The 26,834-nt window shown below is 61.0% G+C and carries 30 protein-coding genes and 1 pseudogene; 12 read left to right on the plus strand and 19 right to left on the minus strand.

Annotated features, from left to right (window positions below; all coding sequences use genetic code 11):
* Window positions 1–73 precede the first annotated feature (73 nt).
* Complete coding sequence (locus DV733_RS09445) at window positions 74–1,783, plus strand: S9 family peptidase (RefSeq protein WP_161569346.1); 1,710 nt, start codon at window positions 74–76, stop codon at window positions 1,781–1,783.
* A 674-nt stretch (window positions 1,784–2,457) separates the two neighbouring features.
* Here DV733_RS09445 and DV733_RS09450 read toward each other — a convergent pair.
* Window positions 2,458–3,132, minus strand: a complete 675-nt coding sequence (locus DV733_RS09450) for a hypothetical protein (RefSeq protein ID WP_136342325.1) — start codon at window positions 3,130–3,132, stop codon at window positions 2,458–2,460.
* A 71-nt stretch (window positions 3,133–3,203) separates the two neighbouring features.
* A complete protein-coding gene (locus tag DV733_RS09455) occupies window positions 3,204–4,994 on the minus strand; it encodes a transposase (RefSeq protein WP_161569347.1) in 1,791 nt (596 codons plus the stop codon).
* An 80-nt stretch (window positions 4,995–5,074) separates the two neighbouring features.
* Between DV733_RS09455 and DV733_RS09460 the strand changes: the two genes are divergently transcribed.
* Window positions 5,075–5,764, plus strand: a complete 690-nt coding sequence (locus DV733_RS09460; RefSeq protein ID WP_049994932.1) for a hypothetical protein — start codon at window positions 5,075–5,077, stop codon at window positions 5,762–5,764.
* 55 nt (window positions 5,765–5,819) lie between these two features.
* Here the strand turns inward: DV733_RS09460 and DV733_RS09465 are convergent, their stop codons facing one another.
* Together DV733_RS09465 and DV733_RS09470 are read right to left on the minus strand one after the other, a co-directional pair.
* Window positions 5,820–6,863, minus strand: a complete 1,044-nt coding sequence (locus DV733_RS09465; RefSeq protein WP_049994931.1) for an HNH endonuclease — start codon at window positions 6,861–6,863, stop codon at window positions 5,820–5,822.
* A 45-nt stretch (window positions 6,864–6,908) separates the two neighbouring features.
* Window positions 6,909–8,165 (minus strand): MBL fold metallo-hydrolase, encoded by a 1,257-nt coding sequence (locus DV733_RS09470; RefSeq protein WP_049994930.1) that lies wholly within the window; start codon window positions 8,163–8,165, stop codon window positions 6,909–6,911.
* A 185-nt stretch (window positions 8,166–8,350) separates the two neighbouring features.
* On the opposite strand from DV733_RS09470, the gene DV733_RS09475 reads away from it, so the two are divergent.
* Together DV733_RS09475 and DV733_RS09480 are read left to right on the plus strand one after the other, a co-directional pair.
* The gene (locus DV733_RS09475; protein WP_049994929.1) at window positions 8,351–8,542 is read left to right on the plus strand and encodes a hypothetical protein; all 192 of its coding nucleotides are present in this window, start codon (window positions 8,351–8,353) and stop codon (window positions 8,540–8,542) included.
* Window positions 8,532–9,230, plus strand: a complete 699-nt coding sequence (locus DV733_RS09480) for a recombinase family protein (RefSeq protein WP_079979520.1) — start codon at window positions 8,532–8,534, stop codon at window positions 9,228–9,230. The genes DV733_RS09475 and DV733_RS09480 overlap by 11 nt, the downstream gene beginning before the upstream one ends.
* 41 nt (window positions 9,231–9,271) lie before the next feature.
* Here the strand turns inward: DV733_RS09480 and DV733_RS09485 are convergent, their stop codons facing one another.
* Both DV733_RS09485 and DV733_RS09490 read right to left on the minus strand, forming a co-directional pair.
* Complete coding sequence (locus DV733_RS09485; protein WP_049994928.1) at window positions 9,272–10,036, minus strand: hypothetical protein; 765 nt, start codon at window positions 10,034–10,036, stop codon at window positions 9,272–9,274.
* Window positions 10,037–10,057: 21 nt separating this feature from the next.
* The gene (locus DV733_RS09490) at window positions 10,058–10,669 is read right to left on the minus strand and encodes a hypothetical protein (RefSeq protein ID WP_049994927.1); all 612 of its coding nucleotides are present in this window, start codon (window positions 10,667–10,669) and stop codon (window positions 10,058–10,060) included.
* A gap of 193 nt (window positions 10,670–10,862) precedes the next feature.
* Between DV733_RS09490 and DV733_RS09495 the strand changes: the two are divergent.
* Window positions 10,863–11,234: pseudogene (locus DV733_RS09495) on the plus strand (MBL fold metallo-hydrolase RNA specificity domain-containing protein); the annotation flags it as partial.
* On the opposite strand, the gene DV733_RS09500 reads toward DV733_RS09495, so the two are convergent.
* Window positions 11,235–11,936: a type 1 glutamine amidotransferase gene (locus DV733_RS09500; protein ID WP_049994925.1), complete on the minus strand. Its 702-nt coding sequence runs from the start codon at window positions 11,934–11,936 to the stop codon at window positions 11,235–11,237.
* A gap of 198 nt (window positions 11,937–12,134) precedes the next feature.
* Here DV733_RS09500 and DV733_RS09505 point away from each other — a divergent pair, with 198 nt between their 5' ends.
* Together DV733_RS09505 and DV733_RS09510 are read left to right on the plus strand one after the other, a co-directional pair.
* Window positions 12,135–13,247: a glutamate-cysteine ligase family protein gene (locus DV733_RS09505; protein WP_079979563.1), complete on the plus strand. Its 1,113-nt coding sequence runs from the start codon at window positions 12,135–12,137 to the stop codon at window positions 13,245–13,247.
* Window positions 13,248–13,522: 275 nt separating this feature from the next.
* A complete protein-coding gene (locus DV733_RS09510) occupies window positions 13,523–14,245 on the plus strand; it encodes a hypothetical protein (RefSeq protein WP_049994923.1) in 723 nt (240 codons plus the stop codon).
* Between the two features lie 29 nt (window positions 14,246–14,274).
* Here DV733_RS09510 and DV733_RS09515 read toward each other — a convergent pair whose 3' ends face one another.
* The 4 genes from DV733_RS09515 to DV733_RS09530 all read right to left on the minus strand — a co-directional run bounded on the left by DV733_RS09515 (window position 14,275) and on the right by DV733_RS09530 (window position 17,305).
* Window positions 14,275–14,838: a hypothetical protein gene (locus DV733_RS09515; RefSeq protein ID WP_049994922.1), complete on the minus strand. Its 564-nt coding sequence runs from the start codon at window positions 14,836–14,838 to the stop codon at window positions 14,275–14,277.
* Window positions 14,839–14,932: 94 nt separating this feature from the next.
* Window positions 14,933–15,718 carry a sulfite exporter TauE/SafE family protein gene (locus DV733_RS09520; RefSeq protein WP_049994921.1) on the minus strand — a complete coding sequence of 262 codons (786 nt, stop codon included), beginning with the start codon at window positions 15,716–15,718 and terminating at the stop codon, window positions 14,933–14,935.
* A 2-nt stretch (window positions 15,719–15,720) separates the two neighbouring features.
* Complete coding sequence (locus DV733_RS09525) at window positions 15,721–16,380, minus strand: HAD family hydrolase (RefSeq protein ID WP_049994920.1); 660 nt, start codon at window positions 16,378–16,380, stop codon at window positions 15,721–15,723.
* Between the two features lie 79 nt (window positions 16,381–16,459).
* Complete coding sequence (locus DV733_RS09530) at window positions 16,460–17,305, minus strand: hypothetical protein (protein WP_049994919.1); 846 nt, start codon at window positions 17,303–17,305, stop codon at window positions 16,460–16,462.
* Between the two features lie 104 nt (window positions 17,306–17,409).
* On the opposite strand from DV733_RS09530, the gene DV733_RS09535 reads away from it, so the two are divergent.
* Window positions 17,410–18,741, plus strand: a complete 1,332-nt coding sequence (locus DV733_RS09535) for a cytochrome P450 (protein ID WP_049994918.1) — start codon at window positions 17,410–17,412, stop codon at window positions 18,739–18,741.
* Here DV733_RS09535 and DV733_RS09540 read toward each other — a convergent pair whose 3' ends face one another.
* Together DV733_RS09540 and DV733_RS09545 are read right to left on the minus strand one after the other, a co-directional pair.
* Window positions 18,742–19,305, minus strand: coding sequence for a DUF7504 family protein (locus DV733_RS09540; protein ID WP_136342326.1), 564 nt, complete (start codon window positions 19,303–19,305; stop codon window positions 18,742–18,744).
* 104 nt (window positions 19,306–19,409) lie between these two features.
* Window positions 19,410–20,231 (minus strand): TrmB family transcriptional regulator, encoded by an 822-nt coding sequence (locus DV733_RS09545; RefSeq protein WP_049994916.1) that lies wholly within the window; start codon window positions 20,229–20,231, stop codon window positions 19,410–19,412.
* Between the two features lie 234 nt (window positions 20,232–20,465).
* Here DV733_RS09545 and DV733_RS09550 point away from each other — a divergent pair, with 234 nt between their 5' ends.
* Window positions 20,466–21,443: a transcription initiation factor IIB gene (locus tag DV733_RS09550; protein WP_049994915.1), complete on the plus strand. Its 978-nt coding sequence runs from the start codon at window positions 20,466–20,468 to the stop codon at window positions 21,441–21,443.
* Here the strand turns inward: DV733_RS09550 and DV733_RS09555 are convergent, their stop codons facing one another.
* Complete coding sequence (locus DV733_RS09555) at window positions 21,444–21,638, minus strand: DUF7511 domain-containing protein (RefSeq protein ID WP_049994914.1); 195 nt, start codon at window positions 21,636–21,638, stop codon at window positions 21,444–21,446.
* A 65-nt stretch (window positions 21,639–21,703) separates the two neighbouring features.
* Window positions 21,704–22,387: an SOS response-associated peptidase gene (locus tag DV733_RS09560; protein WP_049994913.1), complete on the minus strand. Its 684-nt coding sequence runs from the start codon at window positions 22,385–22,387 to the stop codon at window positions 21,704–21,706.
* Window positions 22,388–22,509: 122 nt separating this feature from the next.
* Between DV733_RS09560 and DV733_RS09565 the strand changes: the two genes are divergently transcribed.
* A complete protein-coding gene (locus DV733_RS09565; protein WP_049994912.1) occupies window positions 22,510–23,265 on the plus strand; it encodes a 2-phosphosulfolactate phosphatase in 756 nt (251 codons plus the stop codon).
* Here DV733_RS09565 and DV733_RS09570 read toward each other — a convergent pair.
* From DV733_RS09570 to psmA, 3 genes are read right to left on the minus strand one after another with little or no spacing between them, the layout of a single operon-like run.
* Window positions 23,241–24,146 carry a class I SAM-dependent methyltransferase gene (locus tag DV733_RS09570; RefSeq protein ID WP_049994911.1) on the minus strand — a complete coding sequence of 302 codons (906 nt, stop codon included), beginning with the start codon at window positions 24,144–24,146 and terminating at the stop codon, window positions 23,241–23,243. The genes DV733_RS09565 and DV733_RS09570 overlap by 25 nt on opposite strands.
* Before the next feature lie 18 nt (window positions 24,147–24,164).
* A complete protein-coding gene (locus tag DV733_RS09575; RefSeq protein ID WP_049994910.1) occupies window positions 24,165–24,620 on the minus strand; it encodes a hypothetical protein in 456 nt (151 codons plus the stop codon).
* A gap of 54 nt (window positions 24,621–24,674) precedes the next feature.
* A complete protein-coding gene (gene psmA, locus DV733_RS09580) occupies window positions 24,675–25,418 on the minus strand; it encodes an archaeal proteasome endopeptidase complex subunit alpha (RefSeq protein WP_049994909.1) in 744 nt (247 codons plus the stop codon).
* A gap of 186 nt (window positions 25,419–25,604) precedes the next feature.
* On the opposite strand from psmA, the gene DV733_RS17695 reads away from it, so the two are divergent.
* Window positions 25,605–25,733: a hypothetical protein gene (locus tag DV733_RS17695; RefSeq protein WP_257217554.1), complete on the plus strand. Its 129-nt coding sequence runs from the start codon at window positions 25,605–25,607 to the stop codon at window positions 25,731–25,733.
* A 25-nt stretch (window positions 25,734–25,758) separates the two neighbouring features.
* On the opposite strand, the gene pth2 is transcribed toward DV733_RS17695, so the two are convergent.
* Complete coding sequence (gene pth2 / locus DV733_RS09585) at window positions 25,759–26,097, minus strand: peptidyl-tRNA hydrolase Pth2 (RefSeq protein ID WP_049994908.1); 339 nt, start codon at window positions 26,095–26,097, stop codon at window positions 25,759–25,761.
* Between the two features lie 89 nt (window positions 26,098–26,186).
* Here pth2 and dcd point away from each other — a divergent pair, with 89 nt between their 5' ends.
* Entirely contained in the window at window positions 26,187–26,774 is a 588-nt protein-coding gene (dcd, locus tag DV733_RS09590; protein WP_049994907.1) for a dCTP deaminase, read from the plus strand.
* The last annotated feature ends 60 nt before the right edge of the window (window positions 26,775–26,834 follow it).

Consider the following 26,834-nt stretch of genomic DNA (forward strand, 5'->3'; position numbering starts at 1 on the left):
GCCCACCGGGAGTCAGGTGATAGTTGTCGTGAGCAGTATTTTGAAGTCAGTGACATGTGTGGTGTTGTCGTGTATGCCGGAGTCGATTGCGCAGTATATTGAACAGGTGGCGGGGACGCATCGGCCACGCGGGCACACCGTGTTGCCTGACGGGACAGTCGTGGTTGCAGTGTATCGGGACGGTGCGTACGAACTCTGGACGCCTGATGGGTGTCTCACAGACACTGATGAGGACGTTGTGTCACCGCGCTGGGATTCGAGTCGAGAGGTTTTGCTTGCGTTACGCGATGAGGAGGGTGCTGAACGATACGACTTGGTGGAAGTAGATCCGGAAACCGGCGCTGTCACGCCGATTTTGGCCGACGAATTTCTCGTGACGAATCCGCAGTCACAGCCAGCGAAAGGTGAGAAAATCGCGTTTGTGTCGAACCGAGATCAATCACTTGACCTGTACACGGTCGATCGCGACGCTGGAGGTGTCGTGAAACACTCCGAAACGGCCGAATCTGTCCGTGGATACGCGTGGGCGCCGGACGGCAAGCAGCTGGTGTATCAAGCTGGCCTGATCGACGGGGCGGCCTTGCGTCTCGTGGACCTGCGTGCAGGCACTGACGAGGTGTTGTTCGATGAACCAGAGTCAGAGCAGTCACTCGCGTATATTGACGGTGGCCGCGGTGCGTGGTCGGACACCGGGATTGTATTCACCACAAACCACGCGACTGGGTACCGGGAAATCGCGGTCGGTGACACTGACGGTAGCTACGATGTCGCGTTTACGAACGAACGGGATAAATACGACCCACGGTGGACCGCGACGGGGGACATCGCGTTTGTCGAAAGCCGGGGTGGGAATCGAGTACTGCGTCGGTTCAACGGCAGCGATGTCACGACACTTGAAGACCACGGGATGAATATAGATCTGACTGCCACCGCGGACGGCGTGTCGTATGTGCATCTCTGTACGGCGACAGCGGGAGATATTCGTCGGAACGGTGCTGTCCTGCGTGAAGATGAGCAGGTGACATTCCCGACAGCAACTCCGCAAGAGGTTACCTACGACACACGGGATGGTGTCGAGATTGCCGCACGGTTGTACACGCCAGCTGAACAAGCGGATGCGGCCATTGTCTTCCCGCACGGTGGGCCGCCTGCCCAGCACTACAATTGGCTGAATCCCGTGCCGCAAGCGCTGGTATACGCTGGGTTCGAGGTCTTGGCACCAGATTACCGCGGCAGTATCGGGTACGGACGTGCGTTCCGGAAAGCCAGCGACGGCGATCTCGGTGGCTGTGATCTTGACGATGTTGTGGCTGGCGCCGAGTTTCTGCGTGCCCGGGGTCACGACAGCGTCGGGATCGCTGGGATGTCCTATGGTGGCTACCTGACGCTGATGGGGGTTGGCGCGACCGACGCGTTCGATGCCGGGGCGAGTATCTGCGGCGTCGTCAACTGGGAAACCGCTGCTGAAAACGCTCGCCAATTTCTCGGTGACTACTTAATCCGGAAACTCGGCGGGACGCCTGCGGAGAACCCGGACCTGTACCGCGAGCGCTCACCGATCCACTACGTTGCCGAGATCCAGGATCCGTTGTTCATCGTGCAAGGACGCAACGATCCACGGGTCCCTGAAGGGCAGGCTGAAGAACTGGTGTCATCGCTCCGCGATCGCGATATTCCGCACGAGTACCTGCTATTCGAAGACGAGGGCCACGAAATCACGTGCACAGAGAACCGCGTCAAGATGGGTAATCAACTCGTCTCCTTCTTCGACGCACACCTCTGACACCAGTATCCAGCGTCACAGCCAGAGCAGACCGGATTTCCGCACGGTATTATAACCCCTGAACAAGCCTCAATCCCTCCTTCAGATTCGATCCCGGTCACCGCTGGAAGCCGGCCTTGTGAACCAGACGCAGTCACCGGTCGGTGCAGGCCGAGTGCGGGGTCTGCGGCGAGGACCACGCCGTCGAAACCGTGATCTGTGGAACGTGCCCGGTCCAAACCACGGCGGCGACGCCGACGCAGTCACGGCAGTGACGTAACCGCGCGGACACGGGGCTGACAACGGAGCAATCACTCCGTTTCGGGCGAGTATATCGAAGTTTGGCGATGTCGCCATGTGGATCTGCATCCGCGACATCCAAGATTTGTGTTGTTATTTTTTCATTATGTGGTCCGGATTCAGAGCTGTATCTGGTATGGAGTGCTCAATCATGGCCTAATCGGCGGCAGAAAGTTAGCTGTTCAAGTCTCTTATCCATATTGGTAGAGGAACTAATATTCTCGGAAAGGGGTCGAGATTAGTCTGTGAGAATCTTTCGTCGTGTCACTCGAAGGATGTGAATGTGTGCGACGGAGGTGGATTCAGGAATTCTAGTTGATGACACTGGGAGTCAAGAGATTCAGTGATTGCCCTGATGAGAGTTCCGATAGTACAGGGAGCAGGAAGGAAGGTAGCTATTTACTGCGCTGGTAGTGGTGTAGACTCCCGACATTGTTGCTGAAGCTATATCGGAATCCGATCAAATTCTCGTTGATAAGCAGTTCTATCTCGCCCACTGATGGGAATTTGCAAATCACTTCTGTGAGTGGATAGAGATTGTATACCTGCTCGGTTTCGGCACGATCTGGGGAGGAGGTTAGATACTTTGTAAGGTCAAATATCGCCTTTGTGGTTACTCCCTTTGTAACGAATTTCACCGTATGCTCACTGATTTTCAGTGTGAGTGGCCCCGACGGTGCTAGTTGGAAGTATTTCCGCAAGGTATCTGAGGGGATGGACGCTTTAAGTTTGATATCGTTCATCGGCAGGTACTGTTGTTTAAGAACGATATCTGGCGCCCCTATACTCTTCGACATATGATAACGAAGAGTGTCACTTTGGATTGTTATATGGTCTTTCTCTGGGTTGATTTTGATTCTGACGTCACGTCCATCGGTGCTAGCACCAAAGCCTCTAGTCTTGGGTACCTCAGTTAAGATATCAGGATGATTGCCACCGGTAGCTACGTTGGCATTCAACCGGACAACAGACAGCCTGGTCGGAATGGCTGGCGAATCTTGTCCATATAGCCGGATTTCTTCACCGATCTCCCATTTGATGTGGCCAGCGATACCCTCAGCTCGGCTCATCTCGGAGTAGACTGACAATGGCCGGATCATTCGTCGGTACGATGTCAGATCAAGTTTGGTGGTCATTGGGTTCATATGTGGGGCTGAGGGCGACGAGCAAACGTTGATTCAATGATGCCTGTTAACACGTCGTAGTGTTTTGGTTGAAGTGGCAGTCCAAGGTTTGGGGATACAGATTGGCTAATTATTTTATGTATATTATAAAATGCGGATGCTATATTGAGAATGAATGTCTGTTCCAGGCCGGACAGATGCGCCATCTCAGGTGAATGATCATGTTTTAATTGTCTGATGTGTGTTTCAGCTGACCATCGGTCAGGGTATTTTGCGGCAAGCTGAGAGATCGTTGTTTTATCCATCGGCATGCCGCTGATGAGCATAAATTCATCATCCTCTTCTTGTAACACATGTCTTTGACTATCTCTGTCAATCTCTTTCCAAAATGCGTTTACCTCGGATTTGTCGATCGAGATTACTGCTTGCCCGTCTTTTTGTAACTCGTGATATTCCTCTTTCTCGACGATGTCGCGGTGGTTTTTTAACCGAATAATCCATGTCTCTTCAGCAGCGGTGCGGAACAAATCGATGATTTCAGCGCCATTAAATTCCCTGTCAGCGAGAACCCACCCGATCTCCGAAACATCCTCTATGAGAGCTATCATCTCCCAAATAGACTTCGGTAGTGCCGACTTCTCGGTTAATAAATCCACCCCGAAGGATAGTCTCGACATCGGGGTGAAACTAACTCCTGTGGAGATGTAGAAGCCACCATTCTCCTCGACTTTGACAGTCCCCATCGCTCCTGGGACATCTTCCGGTTCAGCACCTTCATCGATTGGAATCCAAGTCGGATCGAAAGTAAGATCCAGCGGGGTCGAAAAGAAATCCAATTCTTCGTCAGCAAATTGGATCAGATTCTGGCATAGCTTTGTGCCGATACGATTAATTCTTTGTTTTGATTGATAGAAATCCCCTTTCGCAATATTGTCGCGGATTACCTGCCGGAAGCGACTATATGTTATGAGGTCATCTTGGAATTGTAATTGCGCGCGACGCTCACCTTTGTTGAAAGTCCCGTCTACAGCCCACTTTGCAAGTGCAGCAATAATCTCTCGAATTGAATACTTCGCATTTTCTGCCCTATTAAACGAGATATCCTCTGTCAGATGAGCTAATAGTAAGTCACAATAATTCACAAGTGCGCGGTATCGGAGATCATCGGGTAGGCTCTCTCCCAGAGGTATCGCTTGATTGACCGTGTACTCAGCGCCTGACAGGGTCTCTGTTAATAACCCGTTACGGTATAGAGCATGTTTGAGGCGGCGGATCGCGTTTTGTACTGATGGTTTATTTAGTCCGTATTGTGTGCGAGCCTTCGAGAGGGTGCTTTCACTGAGACCGTGATTGATATCGAGTCCATATGCTTGGCGTGAGCTGGGGTTATCTCTGAAATATTTGAGTAAATTCTTAGTCGATCCAAGTTCTCGTGTCTGCCCGAAGATCAACGCAGACACACGGGCAGCAAGGATCGGGTCTTCTGGCAGTGTTTCTTCCTCCTGCTCAAGATAGACCGGTATCACGTCTTTGATGGCTTCGTCTATCAACTCTCTGTCAATATCATCAACTGCATTGTGCGCAGCAAATTGTGACTCGATCAACCTAATGTCATCAAGTGAATTAATTGACTTCACTGGATACTCGATCTCGATGCAGTCACCGTACACGCGATTAATTTGACGGATATCTACTCTATCTCCTATCTCGTACAGCAAGTCAATCGATTGCTGTTGATCGATATCTACTGGGAGCTGAGAGACGATGGGATCGTGCTTGGTCGCAGGTACGCCAGTAGTCTGAGTCATCCGGAGTCGGTTATGTGATACATAGGGTTCGTAATCCATAATATTAATGTATTTAAAGAAGTTATGCCTCAGCATAACGCATGACCTTGCTCAATGCGACGGATCGTCCGAAAGGTGTCCTGACCACTGAGGACCGGCAGTACTTGTTCGGAGACCTCGATATGAGTTCGTACAGTGACCCCGAAAATGCAGTCAAACAACGACGCCATCGGATTCGGCGGCGACTCGAACACGCGCTCCTTGATTTAGTTGTAGTGAATAACCTGCTCTCAGGTCGCGACCAAGCCCAGATCTTCAACTCGATCCAAGAGTCAACGGAGCGAGAGCAGTTTGAACATATTATGAGTGAACTCTTCGACTTCTTATACGCAAACTTGCCGGTAGGCCACCGAGAGGCATGCGCATCACTTGGACTCGCTAAAGCGTATCACCGCGGGACTTTGATCGGGACTGGCGGCAATTTCAACATCCGTCCCACAGTCAACATCGAAATATCTGATCAGATGTCACCTGCTGAATTTGACCACGAAGCAAATATCGCCCGCTACCACGCTGACATAGAGCGGGTCTCGGAAGCCACCCCCAACGCTGTAGAGGCATCATCTGAGACACCTGAAAATGAAGAGGAACGTCAGAATTCTGCTGATCTATTTCGTTCACCAATGAAGAACCATGGGTATGACCCCGAAGAAGTACGCCATGACAATCGCGCGACGGTCTACCAACAGCGAATCGAATTCCTCGACGTCCTCGACAAGTGGCAGGTCTAAAATAACACCCAGATTCCGACTCCCTGTCTATTCGACTAAGTGAATCGATAGAACGTTACAGCCACGAAAGGCCAGTGTTGAGGTCCTCGAGGAATGATGCCCGGATCTGGGCGTCAGGGGGGAACGAGAGTTGGTCGCCGTCCCGGTCGAGGATGGTTTCGCGGAGGAAGGGATGTGCTGGGTCGAAAGAGGGGCTGGTCTGTATTCGGTAGTTGCTGTCGATAGTGAACAGGGCGGCGTCGAACGCGCGGTGATGCAGCGCGTTCAACACGAGGACGTTCTCAGGGTGTTCGGCTAACTCGGGGCGTTGACTCCGGGGAAGGACGTGCGCGAGATCCAGCAGGTCCGCTTCTTCGATCCCGGTCATGGTGCATGCGTGACCGTAGCGGTCGAAGGTGTCCGCTCTGAAGGCGTCACTCACGCCGGTCTCAGTAGTCTCGTAGCGGCGAACCCGACCGCTTTGCTCGAGGATCTCTCCGGTCGGCCACTGGGCGACGTCGCCTGTTTCGACCCAGCGCTGCCAGACAGCCGGGGCGCGATCATTGTCGTTCATTTGGGCGCGGTCATGCAGCCACGCGACCGGGACCGACTGGGTGTTTAGAACCGAGAAATGGAAGAGGTAGTTCGGAATCTGTGTGCCGGTGTCGTCCTGGTAGGAGCAGACCTCGAAGCGATCCGGGACGCACAGCCCGCAGAATTCGACGACGCCTGATTCCGGTTTCCGGAAGACCAGGACTGGCGGGACCTCCTCACGCTGACCGGCAGCGGCCCGGTCGAACGCGGACTTGATTTTCTGGTTGTTCGGGGAATCATCGTACGGGTTGTCAGCTTTGGCGTCGCCCCAATAGCTGATGTAGCCGGCGTTGACGGCCAAGGTATCCTCCCAGGGATCGTCGTGCTGGGAGATACCGCTGTCGTTCGAGATGAGCACGAGCGCCGCAGGGATCTCAGACCGATCCGCACCGAGGTCACGGATCCCGCCCGTGTTTTTGATGCCGCTGTCGAGTGAACCGCGAATCCATCGGAGGAATTGGTCATCAGGGTTCCGGTAGCTCCCGGTGTCGCGGTATTGCTGCCCCACTCGAAAGGCATGCTGCATGATACCACGTTATTTCGTCCGGCAGTAACTAATAGGTCGGCCCAGTTAGCACGTCCACGAGTCACGCAGGTTCCGTCGCCACGTCTCACCGAGGTCAGGTGCCATCGCATCGTAGCCTTTCTGGCGCAACTCCGCAGCGAACTCGTTGCAGCGGTCGCCGTGATTGACGAGGATCTCGGCGCTGCGGTAGTCATCCAGAAAACTCCGGAGCCCTCCGCGGTCAGCGTGCGCGGAGAAATCGTAGGATTCGACCTGCGCAGCGACAGGCATGTGGTGCCCATCAATCTCAGCAGACCCTGTATCGAGGAGTTCCCGGCCGGGCGTGCCTTCGACCTGATAGCCGGTGAGCGTGATTTTGTTCGTTGGTCGGTCAGCGATCTCCGGAATATAGCTCATGGCCGGACCACCGGATAGCATGCCGCTGGTCGTCACGATTGCTGTGTTCTCCTCGGCGATCCGCCGTCGCTGCCCATCCCGGCCGGAGACGAACCTGGCATGTGACTTTGCGCGTTGCAGCGCATCGGCGTCACGGACGAAACCCGGATACTGGCGCAACATCTGGGTCACCTGTTGTCCCATACCGTCAACGTAGCACGGGATATCGTAGCGATCGCAAATCAACAGCATCTCCTGCGTACGCCCAATCGCGAACGCCGGGATAACGACGGTCCCGCCTTCCCACAGCGTCGTCTTCGCACTTTCCGCGAATCGCTCTTCAACCACGCCTCTAGCATCGTGGTCAACGTCAGAATACGTGCTTTCACAGATCACGACGTCCGCGTCCGGACGGGCTGTCGTCCCTGTGACGAGCCGTTGGTCATCAGTGTGGAAGTCTCCGGTGTAGAGGAGTCGTGTTTCACCGTCATCGACGAGAACGTGTGCGCTTCCGGGGATGTGTCCGGCGTTGAAGAAGGTGATTTCGTGGCCAGCGGCCTCAAAGGAGTCGCCGTAGCCGTGGGGATGCGAAACTTCGCCGATTCGGTGGACATCTTCCTCAGTGAACGGGCACTGCATTGTCCCACCATGTAACTTCAAAGTGTCCCGAGCAAGCGTGCGCGTAAGATCACGCGTCGGTGGTGTCCAGTGAATCTCTGGCCGGTCGTCCCCCGAGAGCAATGTAGGGACCGCTCCGGCGTGGTCGAGATGCCCGTGGGAGACGACAACGGCGTCGGGAGCAACGTCGCCGACAGGATACTGGGTGGGCGTCTCGGTTTTCAGACCGTAATCCAGTAACAGCGAGTCGTTGACGAGAACGGCGCTCCGCCCGACCTCGCCGGCACCACCAAGGAACTGGATCTCCATCTGTGGTCACTAGCAGGCTGAAACGTTTGGCTTCGTCGGTACGATTCGACTCTCGAACCGACCCACTGCTGTGAGGAGCGAATTATTGCCTGTTACAGTTAGGTGGCTTTCCGTAACAGCATTTGAGTGGCCGATATAGTACTTATTGTAGCGCAACTATTAGTGCTAACTAGTGAGGACGACTCGTGCCCCGAACAAAGATCACCAAGACGGTCACAGAGCGTGACGATCGTGATGACATCGAACAGTATCGGACAACAGTCCCCAAGCAAGTCGTAGAACTACTCGATTTGGAGGGCGCCAGTCTCGACTGGGAGGCAAAATCTCGAAACCGGATCGAGCTCACGATCACTCGCAACGAGGACGATGAGCAGTGACAAACCAGTCGCCGCGGGATACGTTCGCCTCTCACAAGATGGCGAGAGCCTTCCGGACCAGCGCGCGGCCGTCAACGAATATGCAGAGGCTGAGGGGTTCCAGCTGGAGCTGTACGATGAAGGCCGGTGGGAAAGCGGATTTGATTCGGAGCGTGACGAATATCAGGAGCTTCTCGACGATGTGCGCAGCGGACGGATTGCGGCGATCATCGTTCCGAAGCTTGACCGACTGTCCCGCGATCGGAAAGACCGACTGCGGGTGCTCCTGGAAATGGATTCACTCGACGTTCCAGTACACTCGGTACGCTTAGGGCGCGCAGTAGATCTTGACGACGACCATGCGCTGATTGTCGAAGCTGCGCGAGCTACTGGTGATGACGTACAGAAGCGAGCCGAAATCGAAGCAGCGACAGCAAAAACCCAACAGCGCGTGGCACGGGGTGCTTGGCATGGACGGCCCCCGCACGGCTGCCGCGTCACTGCGAACGGGGAGAGCATCACTCACGGTGACGCTTGGAGCGAGACTGAAGAGATTCTCGCACTGCGCGAAGCCGGCCTTTCATACCGGGAAATCGAGGGAATCACAGGAGTGAATTACCAAACAGCACGACGAGTTTGTAGTCGATGGGGGATCCTATCGCTCCTGCGAGGACCACTTGAGGAGTATCGACCGGCGGTTGTGAAATAAGACCTACTGTCTGATGGTATCATAATATTGGTAATAATATTTCAGTTCCAGTACGCAAAGGAGTCGATATCTGCCACATTTATCTCGCGGGTTCCCTCGTCGGAATGAGGGAGTCGTAGAAGATTCTGTGCAAGCTCACGCTCTGCATCGCGGCGCTTAGTCCGAGCGTCGGTGACACACTCTTCTACAGCGGAAAGGCTGTAGTCGTCCGCTAGTTCAGCTGCTTCTTCAAGAGTGACTATTGTGCGCGAGTTCTGAATGCATTCTCGGAGCTCACGCAACTCTGTAGCTTTGGTATTTAACTTGGCTTCAGTTCCGACACCCATTGAGGCGGCAAGCTCCCGGGCAGATTCTCGAGAGTCGATGTCGTCAGCGAGAGCTTCGACTATCCTTTCTTTAAGATTCTGTGGATATTGCTGTCTGATTGCTACCTTTTGGACTGTAGCCTCGGCCGTGAGGTTAGATCCCGTCCCAGATTGATGTTCGTTTAGACGAGAGTTGAAAGCCTCTGTACGTCCGACGTAGTAAACAGTGTTCGCGGCGTCAGCGAATACCTTCCATGAGGGAATGTGCTCCCGTTTCTCTCTCGGTACGGCTGCGTCGTATACCGTCGCCTGGTGATAATATCGATGGCGAAATGCGTATTTCGGAACCTCAGTGAGGGGGTAATCTCTAGACTTCAACGAGAGACGGGGTTCGTACAGCAGGGGGAGTTGCCACTCAGGTTCGCACTTGAGCGCGTATACCTCGTAGATACAGTCGTCGAGCGTGTGCCGAAAGGTCGATCGAATGGACTCGACATTCATAGAAGCAGAAGCCACGAAAATTCACCCCTGGTTTTCGAATCCATGTTGGACTGATTCGACGAAATCGACGGTTTGTTTTGCCTGCTGGATTTTCGGCCGTACTTCGTTACTCATCTTCCCACCGTAGGTTCCCCGAGCAATCCGCATTCGGTCGGAAGCATCGTCCCACGTGTATCGGGGGTTTTCGGACAATACGAACGCGACGAATTCCCGAGGTGAAAGAACGGTTTCCTGTTGTAATCGACGAATCTCACCTCGGATGGCGCGGAGGTAAGCGTCTGCCCAATCGGAGAGGGCGTTCTCGTAGAACTCTTCTCGTGGATAATCCCCCGTGAGCCCGACCTCAAGATTCCCTGTCAATTGAGGTGGTTCGTCGCCGAAATCACGTAATGGATCAAGCTCGCGCATTTTGACGTATTCTTCTCCGAAATGTGAACCGTACGACGCTAGGTCGTCTTGGAGATTCTCGACGATGGGTTCGCCGTTCCAGAGCATGACGAGTTCCTCGTCTGCTTCCTTACGAGCATCTTCTTCGATGTCGCTCTTGACGTTCTTTGGGAGTGCTGCGAAGACGAGGTCCGCATCATAATTGCTCATATTGGTCGCCTCGTCCGCGTTGCCAGTCTCGATCATAGCACAGGTTTGGCTATGAACCAAACCAACTTTAGTTTTGCCCTGAGCAAAACCGCGTGGATTAGTGACCGTATCTAGATACCCGATCTCCAAACGCCCCCTTCGGGCTATGAGAGTGGCGCTTTCGGCCTAGAGAATAAAAAAGAAATCATATGAGAGGAAATAGCGATGTACTAGCAGATCTTCATTAGTGATGCTCTCGGGCGGCCCGGCGATGACCTACGTCCCCGAGATCGCGGACCGACCCGTGAACAAGATCGCCTTCACGGGCTACCAGGTCGAAGGCACGCCCGGCCGGGAGTTGCTCGATACGGGCAGCGCCGAGATCGACGGCCGTCGGATGCCGGTCGCGGCCCAGGTAGAATCGTACGACTTCTCGGCGCACGCCGATCGCGACGGACTGCTCGACTTTCTCGACGCCTATCGAAACGCAGAGATCCTCGTCAATCACGGGGATCGCTGCGGGGACTTCGCGGCCGAGTTACGTCAGAAGGGCTACGACGCGACGGCTCCGGAACTGGGCGAGACGTGGCGGCGGCGTTTCCGGGATTCCTGGACGTGCTGATCACTCGTTCACGACTGCTCGGCCCGGGTGAACCTGCTCGACGAACGCCAGGAAGTTGTCGAACAACTGTTTGGTCTCACAGGCTGCCCGGTAGTTTTCCCCGGTGATCCCCTCGAGGACAGCGTCGATTCGTTCGTCGTCGAGGTCTTTGCCTTCGGTGACAGTTCGTGCCATCTCCCTGTCGTACTCGGGATGGAACTGTACGGCGAAGACACGACCTTTCCGGAATCCGTGGATGCCGTAGTCGTTGCGTGCGAACACCGTCGCACCCGGCGGTGCTCGACGGACGTGGTCGGAGTGCGTCGTGAACGCGGTGAAGTCCTCGTCGATACCCGCAAGCAGCCGACTCTCGTCGGTCCGGTGGATCGTCCGGTAGCCAATCTCGTATTCGCCCATCGCCTCGACCTGCCCGCCGAGGACGTTCGCCAGTAGCTGGTGACCGTAGCAGATCCCGAGGAAGGGCAGGCCGGCCTCGACGGCCTCGCCGACCCACTCCTTCAGCCGTCCGATCCAGGGTTTATCCCAGTAGACGGAGGCACTCGACCCCGTGACGACGCAGCCGTCGAACGCGAACGACGAGGGAAGCTCTCCGCTGGGCGCGTGAAACTCGACGAGTTCGGCGTCGACCTCCCGCTCGAAGTTGCGCCGGGTGTCGGCTGCCGCGTGCGCGGCGTTCAGTAGAGCGATCCGCGGCTCGTCCATTGTTGGATGAATTTGGGGCTTCTGACTAATAACTTCGCAATCGTTCCGTTTCAGACACTTTCAGTTCGGCTTTGAACTGGAAAACGGTGCAATTTTTGCGCATCTCCCTATCTTCTTGTACCGCCTATCGAGATATCTGTGTGTAGTGATACCACACTTTCCCTGCCGACTGGGGGTGTGGTCGAACAACCGAGGTCGGTGTCAATGACCGAATCAGGACAGATCAGGCGGAGTGTCGAAGTCGAGTACTGGGTCGTCGACGACGACGGGCATCTCGTCGAACCGGGAGCACTCGTCGCCGCCACGGCCGGCGCCGAGCGTGAGTTCGTCGAGCCGATGCTGGAGATCAAGACCACACCGTGTGCCTCGACACGGGACCTCCGCGCCGAACTGCTGGATCGGCTCTCGGCCGTTCTCGACCGCGCCGAGGACCTCGGCAAGCACCTGGTCCCGCTGGCGACACCCATCCACGCCGACGAGATCGCCGAGATCCCCAGCGAGCGGACGCGGATCCAGAACGAGGTCGTCGGTGACGACTTTCGATGCGTCCGTCACTGTGCGGGCACACACATTCACGTCGAACAGCAACGGGGCCGAGCGATCGACCAGCTCAACACCCTGATCGCGCTCGATCCGGCACTCGCGCTCGTCAACTCCTCGCCGTACTTCGAGGGCCGACGACTGGCCGCCGGCGCCCGCTCGAAGCTCTATCGGTGGATGGCCTACGACACCGTCCCACATCAGGGGCGGCTGTGGCGTTATGCCCAGGATAGGGACGACTGGACGCGCCGGCTCGAACGCCGGTACGAGGATTTTCACACGGCGGCCAGTGAGGCCGGTGTCGACCGCCGAGCGTTTCACGCGGACTTCGACCCCGAGAGTACGGTCTGGACACCCGTCCAACTCAGAGCGGCCTTCGGGACCGTCGAGTGGCGCTCGCCCGACACTGCCCTCCCGAGTCAGATCCTTCGCCTGGCCGACGACATTGCCGGCGTCGTGGCCGGACTCGACGGCACCGAGGTCCGCATCGAGGGCGACCGCGGCTACCGGAGTGACACCGAGATCGTTCTCCCGGAGTTCGACGCCCTCGTCGAGTACGTCAACGCGGCGATCCGCGACGGCCTCGACTCGGTGGCGGTCCGGGCGTACCTCGACCGCATGGGTCTGGATATCAGTGCGTACGACCCGACCACGGCCGAGTTCGCTGGACGGGACGTCGTCTCCCCGGCGGCGGCTCGACAGCTTCGCCTGGAACACGCCCGCCGCCTCGAAGCCGACGTCCGCCAGCAGACGACCATCAGTGCGGATTGACGCTGTCATCGCCGGCTTCTGCGAACCTTATATTCCTTGTTCGGTCCCGGATGCCTATCGACCCTCTTAGGGGCAGATATAAATACAACAATCTGGAACGTATAGGTGTAATATGAGTTCGAAAGCAAAACCCAATGCCGATATCGAAACCGAATCGTCCGAAAAAGTCCTGTGTTTCTGGTCGAAGACGGATCCGGAATGGGCACACGAGTAACACATCTGTTTCTGCGCTTCGAATCGGACGCGTTATCCTCGCTGACGCCTGACAGCGGCGTGTGACTGACTGGCCGCCGCGTGACCCCACGGACGCCACCGAAATCGCCGAGCAGCGCGACGATCTCGTCGCGGCAGTTCGAGACCACGCCGGACAGATCGCCTACCAGCTCGCTCGGCTCAAAGGTGGCGACTACGGACAGGCCACGATCGAGACCGACCGCGGCGAGTGGACTGTCAAGTACGAGGGCGGGGATCTGGAGTATCTGCGGTTCGACCCGAAGCGGGGGTCCGAAATATACGTCGTCTCGACCAAGCAGCCGCCGGAACCCGATGCCCTGGCCGACGCGATGGTCGATTACGACGCGTTCGTCGCCGGGTTCGCTGACTACGTCGCCTCACTCTCGGGCGTGCTCGATGACGTCTCGACTGACTTTCCCGAGGTCGCGAGCACCGACACGGTCGTCGCCGAGCGCGACCGGGTGCTCGATCGAATCCGCGAGGTCTGTGATCGGATCGCTGGCGAACTCCACCGCTACGAGGGCGGCGACTACGGCACCTACACCACGCGAGTCGAGGGCACGCGCTGGGAACTGAAGTGGGACCGCGACGGCGTCTCCTATCTCCGTGTCGGCGGCACTGGTGGCGTCTACCTCCTCTCGCAGTACCAGCCACCACCGGCGGCCGAGATCCGCGAATACGCACCCCAGTTCCGTGAGTTCGTCGCCGCCTACAACGACCACGTGGCCGACCTCGAATCTGATCTCGCGACGATCGAGTTCTGATGGGGCCGGCTGACGGGTTCGCCGCCGACTCACCCGCCCCGCCTCGTCCTGATCACGCCGATCAGGAGTCTGTCGAGTGCGTACGCCGCCACGCCAGCGCCGACGAAGAAGCCGACCATCCAGAGAGCCTCTCCGACGGCGAACTCGCTGGTATCCTGGGTCGCGACGAGACGAATCGTCGACGCGAGCGCCGTCATCGCGCGTTCGAACGTCCAGGCCGCCAACAGGCCGCTGACGAGACTCACGGCGAGATACTGGATGGCGAGCCGATCCGAGAGCGTGGCCGGTCCGCTGGTGAACTGCCACCCTGGGTCGGCGTCCACGATTCCGAGCGCGGCCAGTTGTCGCCGGGTCTGGTCGATGATGGTCACCGCGAGGACGAACCACAGGAACGACGCCAGACCGAATCCGACGGCCGACGCCGATAGATCGGAGACGGCGTCGGTGAGCACGTCGACGACAGTCGGCGTCACGCGATCGAAGACTGCGTAGAAGACGACGAATCCGACGGCTGCCTCGATCGGCCCGTAGGCCGGCACGGCCGAACGGCGCTCGCGCACTCGGTACGTGCTGTCACTGGTCGGGATGCTCATGCTCACCAATACGTCGGCTCGGCGCTTGAACTAGCACCCCCGTTTTCAGACTCTGAGACTTTCTACTGTGTAGTCTGATGGGTGCTTCGCTCCCTCATGCGACTCCGAGGCCACCGACGACGAGTCGCACGCCGATCACCGTCAGGAGTCCGAGCACGACCGCACGTCTGTGGCGCTCGGTCACGCGCGAGCGGAGGCGGGAGCCGATTGCGACGCCGAGGACAGCGGGAATCGCCGCGGCGACGGACGCGAGCAACAGCGTCGCCGAGGGATACAGCCCGAGCGCGCCGGCCGCCAGCAGTCGGACGCCGTTGAGTCCGAGGAATATCATCGCGAGGATGCCGACGAACAGGCCGTCCGGGAGGTCCCGGCTCCGGACGTACGCGACGAACTGGACGCCGACGTTCGTCCCGCCGAACAGCGCGCCCGAGACGCCGCCGATAGCGACCATCGCCGGCGTCGTCTCGACGAAACAGGTCCGCTTGAGACGGTCGAAGCCGGGCAGGGCGACCGTCTGCTGGGCGGTGAGGACGAACGCCAGCGAGAGGAGACCGAGGCCGACTTTCAGCGGTGCCTGCGGTAAGCGATCGATCACGGCCAGTCCGAAGACGGTGCCCACGAGTGCGGCGCCCACGAGCGGCCCGAACCGCTTGCCACACGATTGCAGCTGCGAGAGCGAGAGTTCACGGACGAGCGAGACGTTCACCGCCAGAATCGGCGCGATCATGAACACGACCGCAGTCGGGGGATCGATCACCGTCGCCAGCGCCATCGTCCCGACCAGTGCGAATCCGAAGCCGGCGAGGCCGTTGACGGCCCCCGCGAGGAGGACGACCGCGACGAGGCCGACGAGCATGACGGGAGACGACGCGACGACCACGGTCAGTCGTCCAGCAACGCCGGCAACTCCGCGAGCGATTCGATGTGGAATCGCGGTTCTTCCTCGCCCGGTGTCGGGTCGCCGCTTCGCGTCAGGAGTGCGGCGTCGATTCCGGCACGGTGGGCGGCCTCGACGTCGGTTCGGCGGTCGCCGACGAACAGCGCGTCCTCGGCGCCGAGACGGTCGAGTTCGCCCAGCAGCAATCGGGGGTGCGGTTTGAGGTGGGCGAACTCCTCCAGCGTCGGGAAGCGACCGCGGACAGCGTCGACGGGCCACTCGAAGTGTGCGGCGACGAATCGAACTGTTCCGTGGCGATTGTTCGAGACGACGCCGATCGTGCAGTCTTCGGCGAGCGTTTCGAGGACGTCGGCGTCCGGAAACGCGGCGCGGTCGCCGGCGACGATGGATTCGTTTTCGATCGTCGTCGCCGCACGCTCGCGGTAGGCCCAGGCGGGCGCAGTCGGGAGGTCGAGGTCGTCACAGGTCGCCCGGATGTCCGCGACGGTGTCAGGCGCGACCAGATCCGGCGGCGGGTCACCGCCGTGGTCGATGCCGAAGTCCGCCAGCGTCGCCGCGGCGGCCTGTCGATACACGGCCCGGTCGGTGTGGTACCCTTCCAGCAGGACGCCGTCCATGTCGAACAGGATCGTCTCGTAGTCCACGGTCGCACTGCGGCCTCCAGCGCCGAGTAGTTATCGCCGGCCAGGGGAGAGCGCGACGTCAGCGGGAAAATCAGAACCGTCAGGCGCGCAGGGAGATTCCGCCCGAGGACTCGCCGTCGCCCTCGACCGAGATACCGTCCTCCTCGTCAGTGTTGGCACTCGACTCGGTGTCGGCGTCAGCGCCGGCGTCCGTGTCGGTTTCGGCAGTGGAAGCCGCCTCGGCGTCGCTGTCGGATTCGGCGTCCGCGTCACCGTCAGCGTCGGCGTCCGACTCGCCCTCACCGTCGGCGCTCGCTCCCCCGTCACCGTCCAACTCGGCCTCGGCGGTCGCGTCGGCGTCGCCATCCGACTCTGCGTCAGCGTCGAAGGCGAAGCCGAGGTCGAGCCCGAACAGGCCGTCACTGTCTTCGTCCGACTCGCCGTCTCCCTCGGCGCTGGCCGAGCCGTCCTCGGCGTCGGCTTCGAAGCCGAGGTCGATCGGTAGCCAGGCCTCGAACTGGGCTACGATACCGGCTTCGGCCTGCGTCTCGATCGTGACGGTCGTCTCGTACTCGCCCGTTTCGGGCGCCGTCAGCGTCACGACCCCTTCGCCCTCGACAGACTGGCTTTCGAGATCGACCTCGACAGTCGCCCCACCGTCGGGGACGGGCAGGCGAACTTCACCGTCGGCGTCGAGTTCGTACTGGCCGCTGCCCTCGTAGGTGGCATTCCCGACCGACTCGACGACGACCGAGCCGTTCGAGACGGCCTCACCGTCGCTCTCGACGGCGAGGACGGTCGCGTTCTCGGTCACTTCGACGTGGACTGTCGCCGAGGCGGCGGCCGATCTATCGGCCTCGCCGCCGGCGGCAGCGGTTGCTGGGACGACACTCCCGATCAGTAGCAGCACCGCCAGCGCGGCGGTGAGTCCCTTCTTTGCGAACATCGCACCTGCATGTGGCCGGGACTCTTCAAAGGGGATTCTGGCAAACTCGTCCAAACCTTTCGCTCGGGCTGGCGCTTATCCCGCTGGATCCCCGATAGACACTGATGGCTCCGAGTCCCCCTCGTCCGAAAGGTGACCCGCTGTTCGGGAACGCCCGCCAGTACGCCACCGACCCGTTTCGCTTTCTGACGGCCTGTGAGCGCGCCTACGGCGACGTGGTCCGTCTCGATCTGGGGCCGCTGGATACCTACATGCTGAGCGATCCCGACGACATCCAGCAGGTGCTGGTCGCCGACGCCGACAGCTACGTCAAACCCGATTTCCAGGACGACGCCATCGGCGACCTCCTCGGCGAGGGACTGCTGTTGAGCGAGGGCGACACCTGGCGCCGGCAACGTGACCTCGCGAACCCGGCGTTCGCGATGACCCGCCTCGGCGAGTTCACCGACACCATCGCCGGCCACGCCGAGGCGATGGTCGACGACTGGGCAGATGGCCAGCGCCGGGACGTCGAACTCGACATGACCCAGGTGACGCTTGACGTCATCTGTGACCTGATGCTCGACGTCGAACTGACCGACCGCCAGCGCGAGATTATCCGCGAGAACCTCGAACCGATCGGCGCGCGCTTCGAACCCGACCCGATCCGATTCATCACGCCCGACTGGGTCCCAACGCCCGAAAACCGGGAGTATCGGGCCGCTCTGGAGCAACTCGACGACGTGGTCGAACAGCTGATCGCGAGCCGCCGCGGGACCGAGGGCGACGAAGACGACCCCGAGAAACCGATGGACGTCCTCTCCATCCTCTTGCGCGCACGCGACCGCGGCGAACAGTCGTACCGCCAGCTCCGCGACGAGGTGGTGACGATGCTGCTTGCCGGACACGACACGACGGCGCTCACCCTGACCTACAGCTGGTACTTGCTGGCGAACCATCCCGAGGTCGAGCAGGCGGTGCAGGCCGAGGCCGACGCTGTCGAGGGACCCGTTACGTTCGAAACCGTCCGGGAGTTCGACCTGATCGAGCGCGTGATCCAGGAGGCGATGCGGCTGTATCCGCCGGTGTACGTCATCTTCCGGCAGCCGACCCGGGACGTCGAACTCGGCGGCTACGACATCCCGGAGGGGTCGGCAGTCATGCTCCCACAGTGGGCCGTCCATCGCTCGCCCGAGTGGTGGGACGACCCCGACAAGTTCGACCCCGATCGGTGGCTCGATCAGGGCGATCGGCCACGGTTCGCGTACTTCCCGTTCGGTGGCGGGCCGCGCCACTGCATCGGCAAACACCTCGCGATGCTCGAAGCACAGGTTATCCTGGCGACGGTCGCCCGCGAGTACAGCCTCGACACCGACCGTTCGGGGCGACTGCAGTTGCGTCCGTCGCTGACTGCCCACCCCCGTGACGGCATGCCGATGACACTCGCCGAACGATGATCAGCGGACTGAGACGTCCGAGCCGTCGGGACTGAGATCTATCACGCGGTCGGTGACCGTTCCGAGCAGCTCCACCGTCTCCTCGTCCTGGCTCGCGTCGAGGTGATAGTGGGCGTGTGCGTCGGCCGATTTGACTTCCTCGGCGAGCGTGTGGAGCAATTCGAGGGCGCGCTCGCGTTCGACGAAATCCAGGATGTCCGTCACCGAATGAAAACACATCGACGTCCGACCGTCGGCCGCTGTCAGCCGTTCGCCGACGGTCCGACCGAGCGTCGACAGGTCCGTCGGGTCCGCGACAGTCGTGATCTGTCGTGTCGGCTGTGTGTGTTCAGCGGCGCTCGCTGCCCGGGTGTCGGTATCGACGTCGACGAACTCGACGTCGAACTCCTCGAGCGAGCCGTGGTCGGTCCAGCGACGGCGGCGGTCCGACGGCGATTGGACGACCGACACGCCGAGGATCGAATCTGCCGGCTGGACGTCCGTCAACAGTCGCGTGCAGAGTTCGTCGGTGACGTCGCCCACGGCGGGCCCGACCACGAGTACGTTCTGGGCAGTTTCACTCACGGTAGCCCCCACCGTGGAACTCGCCGGTGCGTCTTCTCATCACTGTGCCTGCTCGGAAATACACACCGGCCGTAAAATGTCTTTCCGCTCGTGTAGTTCTGGGATCATCCACCTGCGGGGTCGACCGCCCGTGCGACCAGCGGCTGCATCATCTTCACGAGCGGTGCGCGCTCGCTGTCGGTCCAGACGGCTCGATGTTTGTTCACGCCCGGCAGCGAGGTCGCCGCGTCGGCGCTGACGAGCATCGACTGCCCGTCGACCAGCAACACCGCGCTGATCGCGCCCGGCCGGACGGGGTACTCCTCCCACCACGTCCAGGTCTCGACGACGCGGGCGGTCGCGGCCGTCTCGCCGACGCGCTCGCGGATCGGTTTCCCCGGCGAACCCACGACGACGTCCACACCACGGGCGGCCGCCGAATCCAGTGCGTCCAGTAGCGACTCGGTGAGCAGATCCTCGCTCGCCAGCGCCAGCAGCACCGCCTCGTCGGCCGCCGCGACCAGCTCCCTGAGGCGCTCGCTGACCTCCGTCGACCCTTCCATCACCCACACGTCCGCACCATCGCCCTCTCGAGTCGGCGATTCGAGCCGCGGGAACAGCTCACGGAGCCTGTCGAGTCGCCCCTGACAGCGCCGCTCCAGTGCCCCGACGGCTGCCTCCGTGTCGGCGGCGCGAAATCGACGCGGTTTGGACTGCTGGATCGAGACGATTCCCCTGTCGCTGAGCGTCTCCATGCAGTCGTAGACGCGGGCCTGGGGTATCCCGGCGACCTCGGCGACCTCTTTTGCCGTCCCACTCCCCAGCCGTGACAGCCCCACGAAACTCTTGGCCTCGTACTCGGTGAGTTCGAACGACTGTAACACCTCGACGCATTCTTCGACGATCGCGTCGATTCCGGCCTCGTTCGGCTGTATCCCTCTTGTCATTGCTATCTTCGGAACGGCTCCCGTTGATCTGCACGCCCTTTCGGAATTGATACCTAAAGTCGTTCGCCTTTTCGATCATTATCAAACGTATTCTATTCGGCGGGTTGCTCTCGCTCTTCCCTCGGCCCCAATCAGTTTGGTATGCAATTCTTGTAGTAGCACGTCTTTTTCTACGATAGTAAAAACACAACACCACCCGGGGCCCCGGCCCTGTGGTCCAGCGGCACTAACACAATGTCCGAAACCAACACGCGGTTCAGAACCCACGATCGCAGCCGAACAGCACCGACCGAGCCAGTCGCGGAAGAGACCGACGAGCTCACGTGCCCCGAGTGCGGTGCGGACGGCGTCACCGTCGAGAAGCGGGGTGAGACCGTCTGTGAGGCCTGTGGCGTCGTCATCGAAGACGACATGATCGATCACGGGCCGGAGTGGCGGGCGTTCGACTCCCGTGAGCGCGACCAGAAGTCCCGCGTGGGTGCGCCCTCGACGAACACCCTCCACGACAAAGGGCTCTCGACGAAGATCGACTGGCAGGACAGCGACGCCAAAGGGTCGGCGCTCTCGGCACGGAAACGCTCCCAGATGGTCCGCCTGCGGACCTGGGACGAGCGCTTCCGTGCCCAGAGTGCCCGCGAGCGCAACCTCAAGCAGGCACTCGGCGAGATCGATCGGATGGCCTCTGCCCTGGGGCTGCCCGAGAACGTACGCGAGACTGCCAGCGTCATCTACCGCAAAGCGCTGTACGACGACCTGCTTCCTGGGCGCTCGATCGAGGCGATGGCGACGGGGTCGCTGTACGCCGCCGCCCGGCAGGCCAACACCCCGCGGAGCCTCGACGAGTTCCAGCCCATCTCCCGGGTCGACCGCCAGGAGTACGCCCGTGCCTACCGCTATCTCGCCCGGGAGCTCGGCCTCGCTGTCGAGCCGGCCGACCCCGCGTCGTACCTGCCGCGGTTCGCCTCCGCACTCGACGTTCCTGAAGAGGTCGAACGCCGCGCTCGCGAACTGCTGAACGTTTCCAAGCCCAAGGGCGTCCACTCCGGAAAGTCGCCCGTCGGGCTCGCGGCCGGCGCGCTGTACGCCGCCGCGTTGCTCACCAACGAACAGATCACCCAGCAGACCATCGCCGAGGAGACCGAGGTCAGCGAGGTGACGATCAGAAACCGCTACCAGGAACTGCTGGAAGCCTACGACCAGGACGCAGCCTGACTACCGCATCTCCGCCAGATCACGGAAATCCGCGACGTCGGCGGTGAGCCAGTGCGTCGAGCGCGCGTCGTCGCTCATCCCCGGCGCGTCCAGAAAGAGCGTCGCCCGACCGCCGTCCCGTACCACCCGCACCGCGCCAGCCGACTGCTCGCTCTCGAACGACCCCTCCTGCGGTGCGTGGTGGATCTCGCTCATACTCGACTATCCTTCAGGAACTATGATAATAGTGTCGAAGTGCGTTCGCTCCAGTCCGACCGATGTCAAGCGAATTCGTCCAGCCCCGTCTGGGTATCGGGGTCGATCTCCTCGACGATACTTGGATCGTCGTTGCTCGGGTCGTTCACCCGGGCCGAGACCGGATAGGAGCGCCACTCCTCGGCGGGAGCAGGATCGAGCAACTCACGGTGGGTCTCTGAATCAGCATCCGACAGCCACGTCGCCGCTTCGTCTCGGTCGAGGACGACCGCCATCCGGTGGTGCAGTGGTTCGACGACGGCGTTCGGTTCGGTCGTGACAACCGTGACGGTCTCCGCTGTCTCACCGTCTCCCTCCCAGCGCTCGAACAGCCCTGCCATCGCGAACGGCGCCCCATCCGTACGCTCGACGCGGTAGGGCTGTTTGCCCCCGCGCGTCTCTTTCCACTCGTAGAAGCCGTCGGCGAGGACGAGACACCGCCGCTGCTCGAAGGCCTCTGCGAACGACCGTTTCGCCGTGACTGTCTCCGCGCGGGCGTTGATCGGCCGGGGCGCGTCGGCGGGATCGGCCCACGACGGGAGCAGCCCCCACTCTAGCAGGTCGATCTGTTCGGGTGAGTCGTTACGGATCACTGCGAGATCCTCCCGCGGTGCGATGTTGTACCGCGGCTCCAGCGGTTCGACTGCCGTCGCGTCGAAGCGCTCCTCGACGACCGACTGGGGCGCAAATAGCGATGTCCGTCCACACATGCGAACGCGTTGGCGGTCCGTCCCAATAGGGACACCGCCACTCAGGTTGTCAATTGTTCACACAGCATGGGTAATATATAGATTCTTGCGTGTCTCGATAGCCACTCCGAGTGAGGCCGCCCATGTCACGATCAACGCCGGTCGCCCCGTCCGAACTGGAGGTCTATCCGACAAGGGAGTCCCTCCCCCAGAATCCACCGGCGGGGACGTACGTGGTCGTGGACGTGATGTACTTCTCGACGACGGTCGTCGAGTTGCTCGCTGGCGGCGCGAGTTGCGTCCACGTCCCGCTGGCCGGAAGTGACCCGACGGCGTTCAAGCGGGTCAATCCCGAGGCACACGTCGGGGGCGAGGGGACTGGCGACGGTCGTCCGCTGGCGCGATACGACTTTTTCAATTCTCCCAGTGACACGCGTCGACTGGACCTCGCCGGCAGGCCAGTCAGCATGACCTCCGACAACGGGGGACGAACGGTCGCAGATCTTCGGACCGCCGACGGCTGTACCGTCCTGGTCGGATCGACCACCAACGCCGCGGCGGTCGGGAGCGCGCTCCGCCGTGCCGACGGCCCGCTCGCGCTCGTCTGTGCGGGCAGCGGCGGCGCGCACGCACCGGAAGACCACCTCGGCGCGCGCTTGATCGCCCACCACGCGACCGGCCACGGTGTCGACTCGGCCACGCGCGAGGCGTTTCGCGATCGTCTCACGGAGTTGCGTGGTCCGCTCGATTCACTTCCACGTGTCCGTCAGCGCGACATCCTCGAATACGTCGCCGCGATCGACAGCCGGTCGATCGTCCCCGAACTCGACGGCGACCGACTCGTCGACACCTCCGACCGCTTCGAGCGCGTCTGTCACTCGCCAGCGATACCTTCCTGATCGTCGAGTCGTGCCGTCACGACGTAGTGTCGCAGATCCGCGAGCGCGGGCCGTGTCGCTTCGACTTGCTCGGTCACGGCCGCGAGATCGACCCCGGCACGACCCAGCACGCGGTCGGCGACGGCTCCCAGTGGCGTCCGCGAAAGCGCGAGAAACAGCTCCGCCCAGAATCCGAACCGCCCGACGCTGTGGGCCGTCACGTCCTCGTATCGCCGGGCGACGAACCCACACTCGGGGACGACTTCGCGGTAGTGTTCGAGCGTCGTGAGCGGGGCCATATCCCACGTCTCCGTGAATCGCTCGACGGCCGTCGCGTCGGCGTCCTCGATCTGGAGGAGATCCGACATGGCGAGGACGCCGCCCGGTTCGAGCACGCGCGCGACTTCCGAAAGCAGCGCCTCTTTGTCACTGATATAGGGCGCGGCGTCGACGAGGACACAGACTTGCACGCTGTCGGTCGCGACCGGAAGCCGGGTTGCACTCCCGACGAGAAATCCGGCGTCCACCCTTTCGGTCGCGGCGGTCCGTCGTGCGAGTTCGACGTTGTGGCCGACGAGATCGACACCGGTCACATCGAAGCCGAAGGTCCGGAGGAGGTCGACGCTCGGCCCGCCGCGGCCACAGCCGACGTCGAGCAATTCGACTCCGGCGGTGTAGCCCAGGCGGTGGCCGAGACGGCGACCGAGCTGGAGGGCCATTCGACGCTGGCTCGACCCGACGGCGTGAGGGAGATACCACGGCGAGTATCCGAGATTCAGAAACCGCTCGGTGTCGAGCAGGAGGTCGAAGGCCTCCCAGATGGCTGCGGCGTTGCTCTCCCCGCTGGCAGTCCCCTCGCCGAACTGCGCCCGCAAGCGGTCGGCGCGCTCGCGATCAGTCATAATGGTCGCTGTACCGATTTACCGCTCCGACCGCCCGGCTCCGGGCGGTCGATCCGGAACAGACGTACAGCGACCACTATCATCCATCGTCGTCACCGCGGAGTAGCAGGACTCGCTCTCACAGAATCCCGCGGCGTCACAGTCCCGCGGCCGCTGATAGTCGATGTTTCGGTGACGTGCGAGGTAGGTCACGTAGCCGTCGTCGACCCGGTCCAGCTTCTCGTGACAGAGCCACTTCGCGCCGAAGCGATCCGCGCCGAGCCGTCGATAGGGACATCGAAAGACGGTGAGCTCGCGCTCGTCGACGGTCGTCGTGTCGGTGATCGTCACGCCCACGACCTGGTAGGCCCAGCGAAGCCGACTCACGACCTCTTCAGGGGTCTGTGCGCCGAAAAAGAGGACGTGAGCGGCGACGTAGCCGAAGGCGTGGAGGGCGCGTTCGACGATGCCGGTCGGCGGGTCTTCGGGAGCCATACCCGAGTGCTCGGCCGCCGGGGGCATAACGTTCGGGCCCTGTTGAGGTGCGCGCTACTCTTCGTTCTCGTCGCCGAGGCCGTGTTCCGCGATGTGTTCGGCGATCGCGTCCTCGGGGACCTGGCTGACGCGGCCGGACTCGACGTCGATCGTCGTCATCTCGATGCCGCTGGCTTCGAGGCCGTCCTCTGCGGGCTGGGCGAGTCCTTCCAGTGCGAGGCCGATGCCACCGTCGAGGTCCATCTCCGCCTCGTAGTTGTCTTCGAGGTAGCTCTGGATCTCGTCGCGGCCGCCGCCGATGGCCGTCGCCTTCCACTCGTAGGGCGTGCCCGAGGGGTCGGTCTCGAACAGTCGGGGCTCGCCGTCGTCGACGCCGCCGACGAGGAGCGCGACGCCGAACGGGCGGGCGCCGCCGGTCTGGGTGTACTCCTGAATGTGGTCGGTGACGGACTTTGTCAGTGCTTCGACGTCGATCGCCTCGTCGTAGCGGACGTGATCGACCTGCCCGCGGCGACGGGCGAAGTCGATCAACTGGCGGGCGTCGGCGACGTGGCCCGCGCTGGCGATGGCGACGTGATCGTCGATGCTGTGGATCTTCTCGATACTCTCGCGCTCGATCAACGTCGACCGGGCGCGTCGGTCGGCTGCCAGCACGACGCCGTCTGCGGTCCGGACGCCGACGCTTGCGCTGCCGCGTTTGACCGCTTCACGTGCGTACTCGACCTGATAGAGCCGGCCGTCCGGCGAGAAGATGGTGATCCCGCGATCGTAAGCCTGCTGTTCGTGATCTCCCTGCATTCTGTGTTCACTCCGGGTTAGGGGTCAGCGTATTTAAGCATTTTAGCAAGGCATAAGTATTTGGTTGGGTTGCGGTGCGGGCCGACGCGGAGAGTCGACGGTAACACACCACAACAGTGACAGGGGTTGCCCCGAGAGTAGTTGTCGACAGATGTCTCACGAAACCGCGAGCCGACGGAGGAACCGATGAGCTTCGACATCCCCGACGCCTGCCCGGAGTGTGGCGGCGACGTCGAATTGGCACAGGGCTTCGGCGGGACGAGCCCCTATGCGTGCGTCGACTGTGGACACAATTTCAGCAAGAGCGACACGTAGTGTCAGCCTGCGGTATCGTCGGCGTTCAGTACAGCGAGAGGTCGCCAGTGACGGCGTCGACGCGGTCGTCTGCCGCGGGACCGACCGCCAGCGCGGTCACGGTCCCGGGATCGAGCTGGGTGTGGCCGGCGTCCCTGACGATGGCGTGGGGGATTCCCTCGGTCTTGGCTTTCTCGGCGAGTGCGAACAGTTCGGACTCGCTGTTGGCCTCGAGGACGATCTTCTTCTGGCCGCTGCCCTGCCACTCCTTGCGGGCGCTGGTGCTCGCGTCCTGGAAGGCTTTGAGCGAGGCGTGGGCGACCTGGGCCGCCAGTTTCCCCTCGCCCATGCCGATGTCCGCGCGGGCGACGATGGCCTGTTTCATATCCCTGTCGAGGGTAGCGGGGCCTATATCGCTGGCTACTCGTGACCGGTTTCGGGACTCTTTAGACCACCGGGGTTCCGAATTGAGGTATGATCCTCTCGGACGCCGACATTCTCCGCCGCCTCGAGGAGGGCGATCTCGTCGTCGAGCCCCTGGATGACCCGGATATCCAGATCCAGCCAGCGAGTATCGACCTCCGTCTCGGGCGAGAATTTCTGGAGTTCCAGCGCACGAACATCCCCTGTATCCACCCGAATAGCGAGCAGGAAGTCGACGAGTACGTCGATTCGACTCACGTCGAGGAGGGCGAGGAGTTCATTCTCCACCCCGGGGATTTCGTGCTCGGGACGACCCACGAGCGCGTCGAGATTCCGCCGGACCTGATCGCCCACGTCGAGGGCCGCTCCTCGCTGGGTCGGCTCGCGATCGTGGTGCACGCCACTGCGGGGCTGTGCGATCCCGGATTCGAGGGGAAGATCACCCTGGAACTCTCGAACCTCGGGACTGCACCGGTCGCGCTCACGCCTGGGATGCGGATCTCGCAGTTGACCTTCACCGAACTCAAATCGCCGGCAGACCGCCCCTACGGGAAAGAGCGCGGCTCGAAGTATCAGGACCAGAAAGGGCCCCAGGCGTCGAAGATTCAGGGCGATCGGGAGTTCGGAGGCGACCAATGAGCGAGTCTCGTCTCGCGGGGATTTCGCCGAGAAACGACGTGGAATTTGGTGGTGACCAGT

The sequence above is a fragment of the Halapricum salinum genome (assembly GCF_004799665.1).
GTDB classification, from domain to species: Archaea; Halobacteriota; Halobacteria; order Halobacteriales; family Haloarculaceae; genus Halapricum; species Halapricum salinum.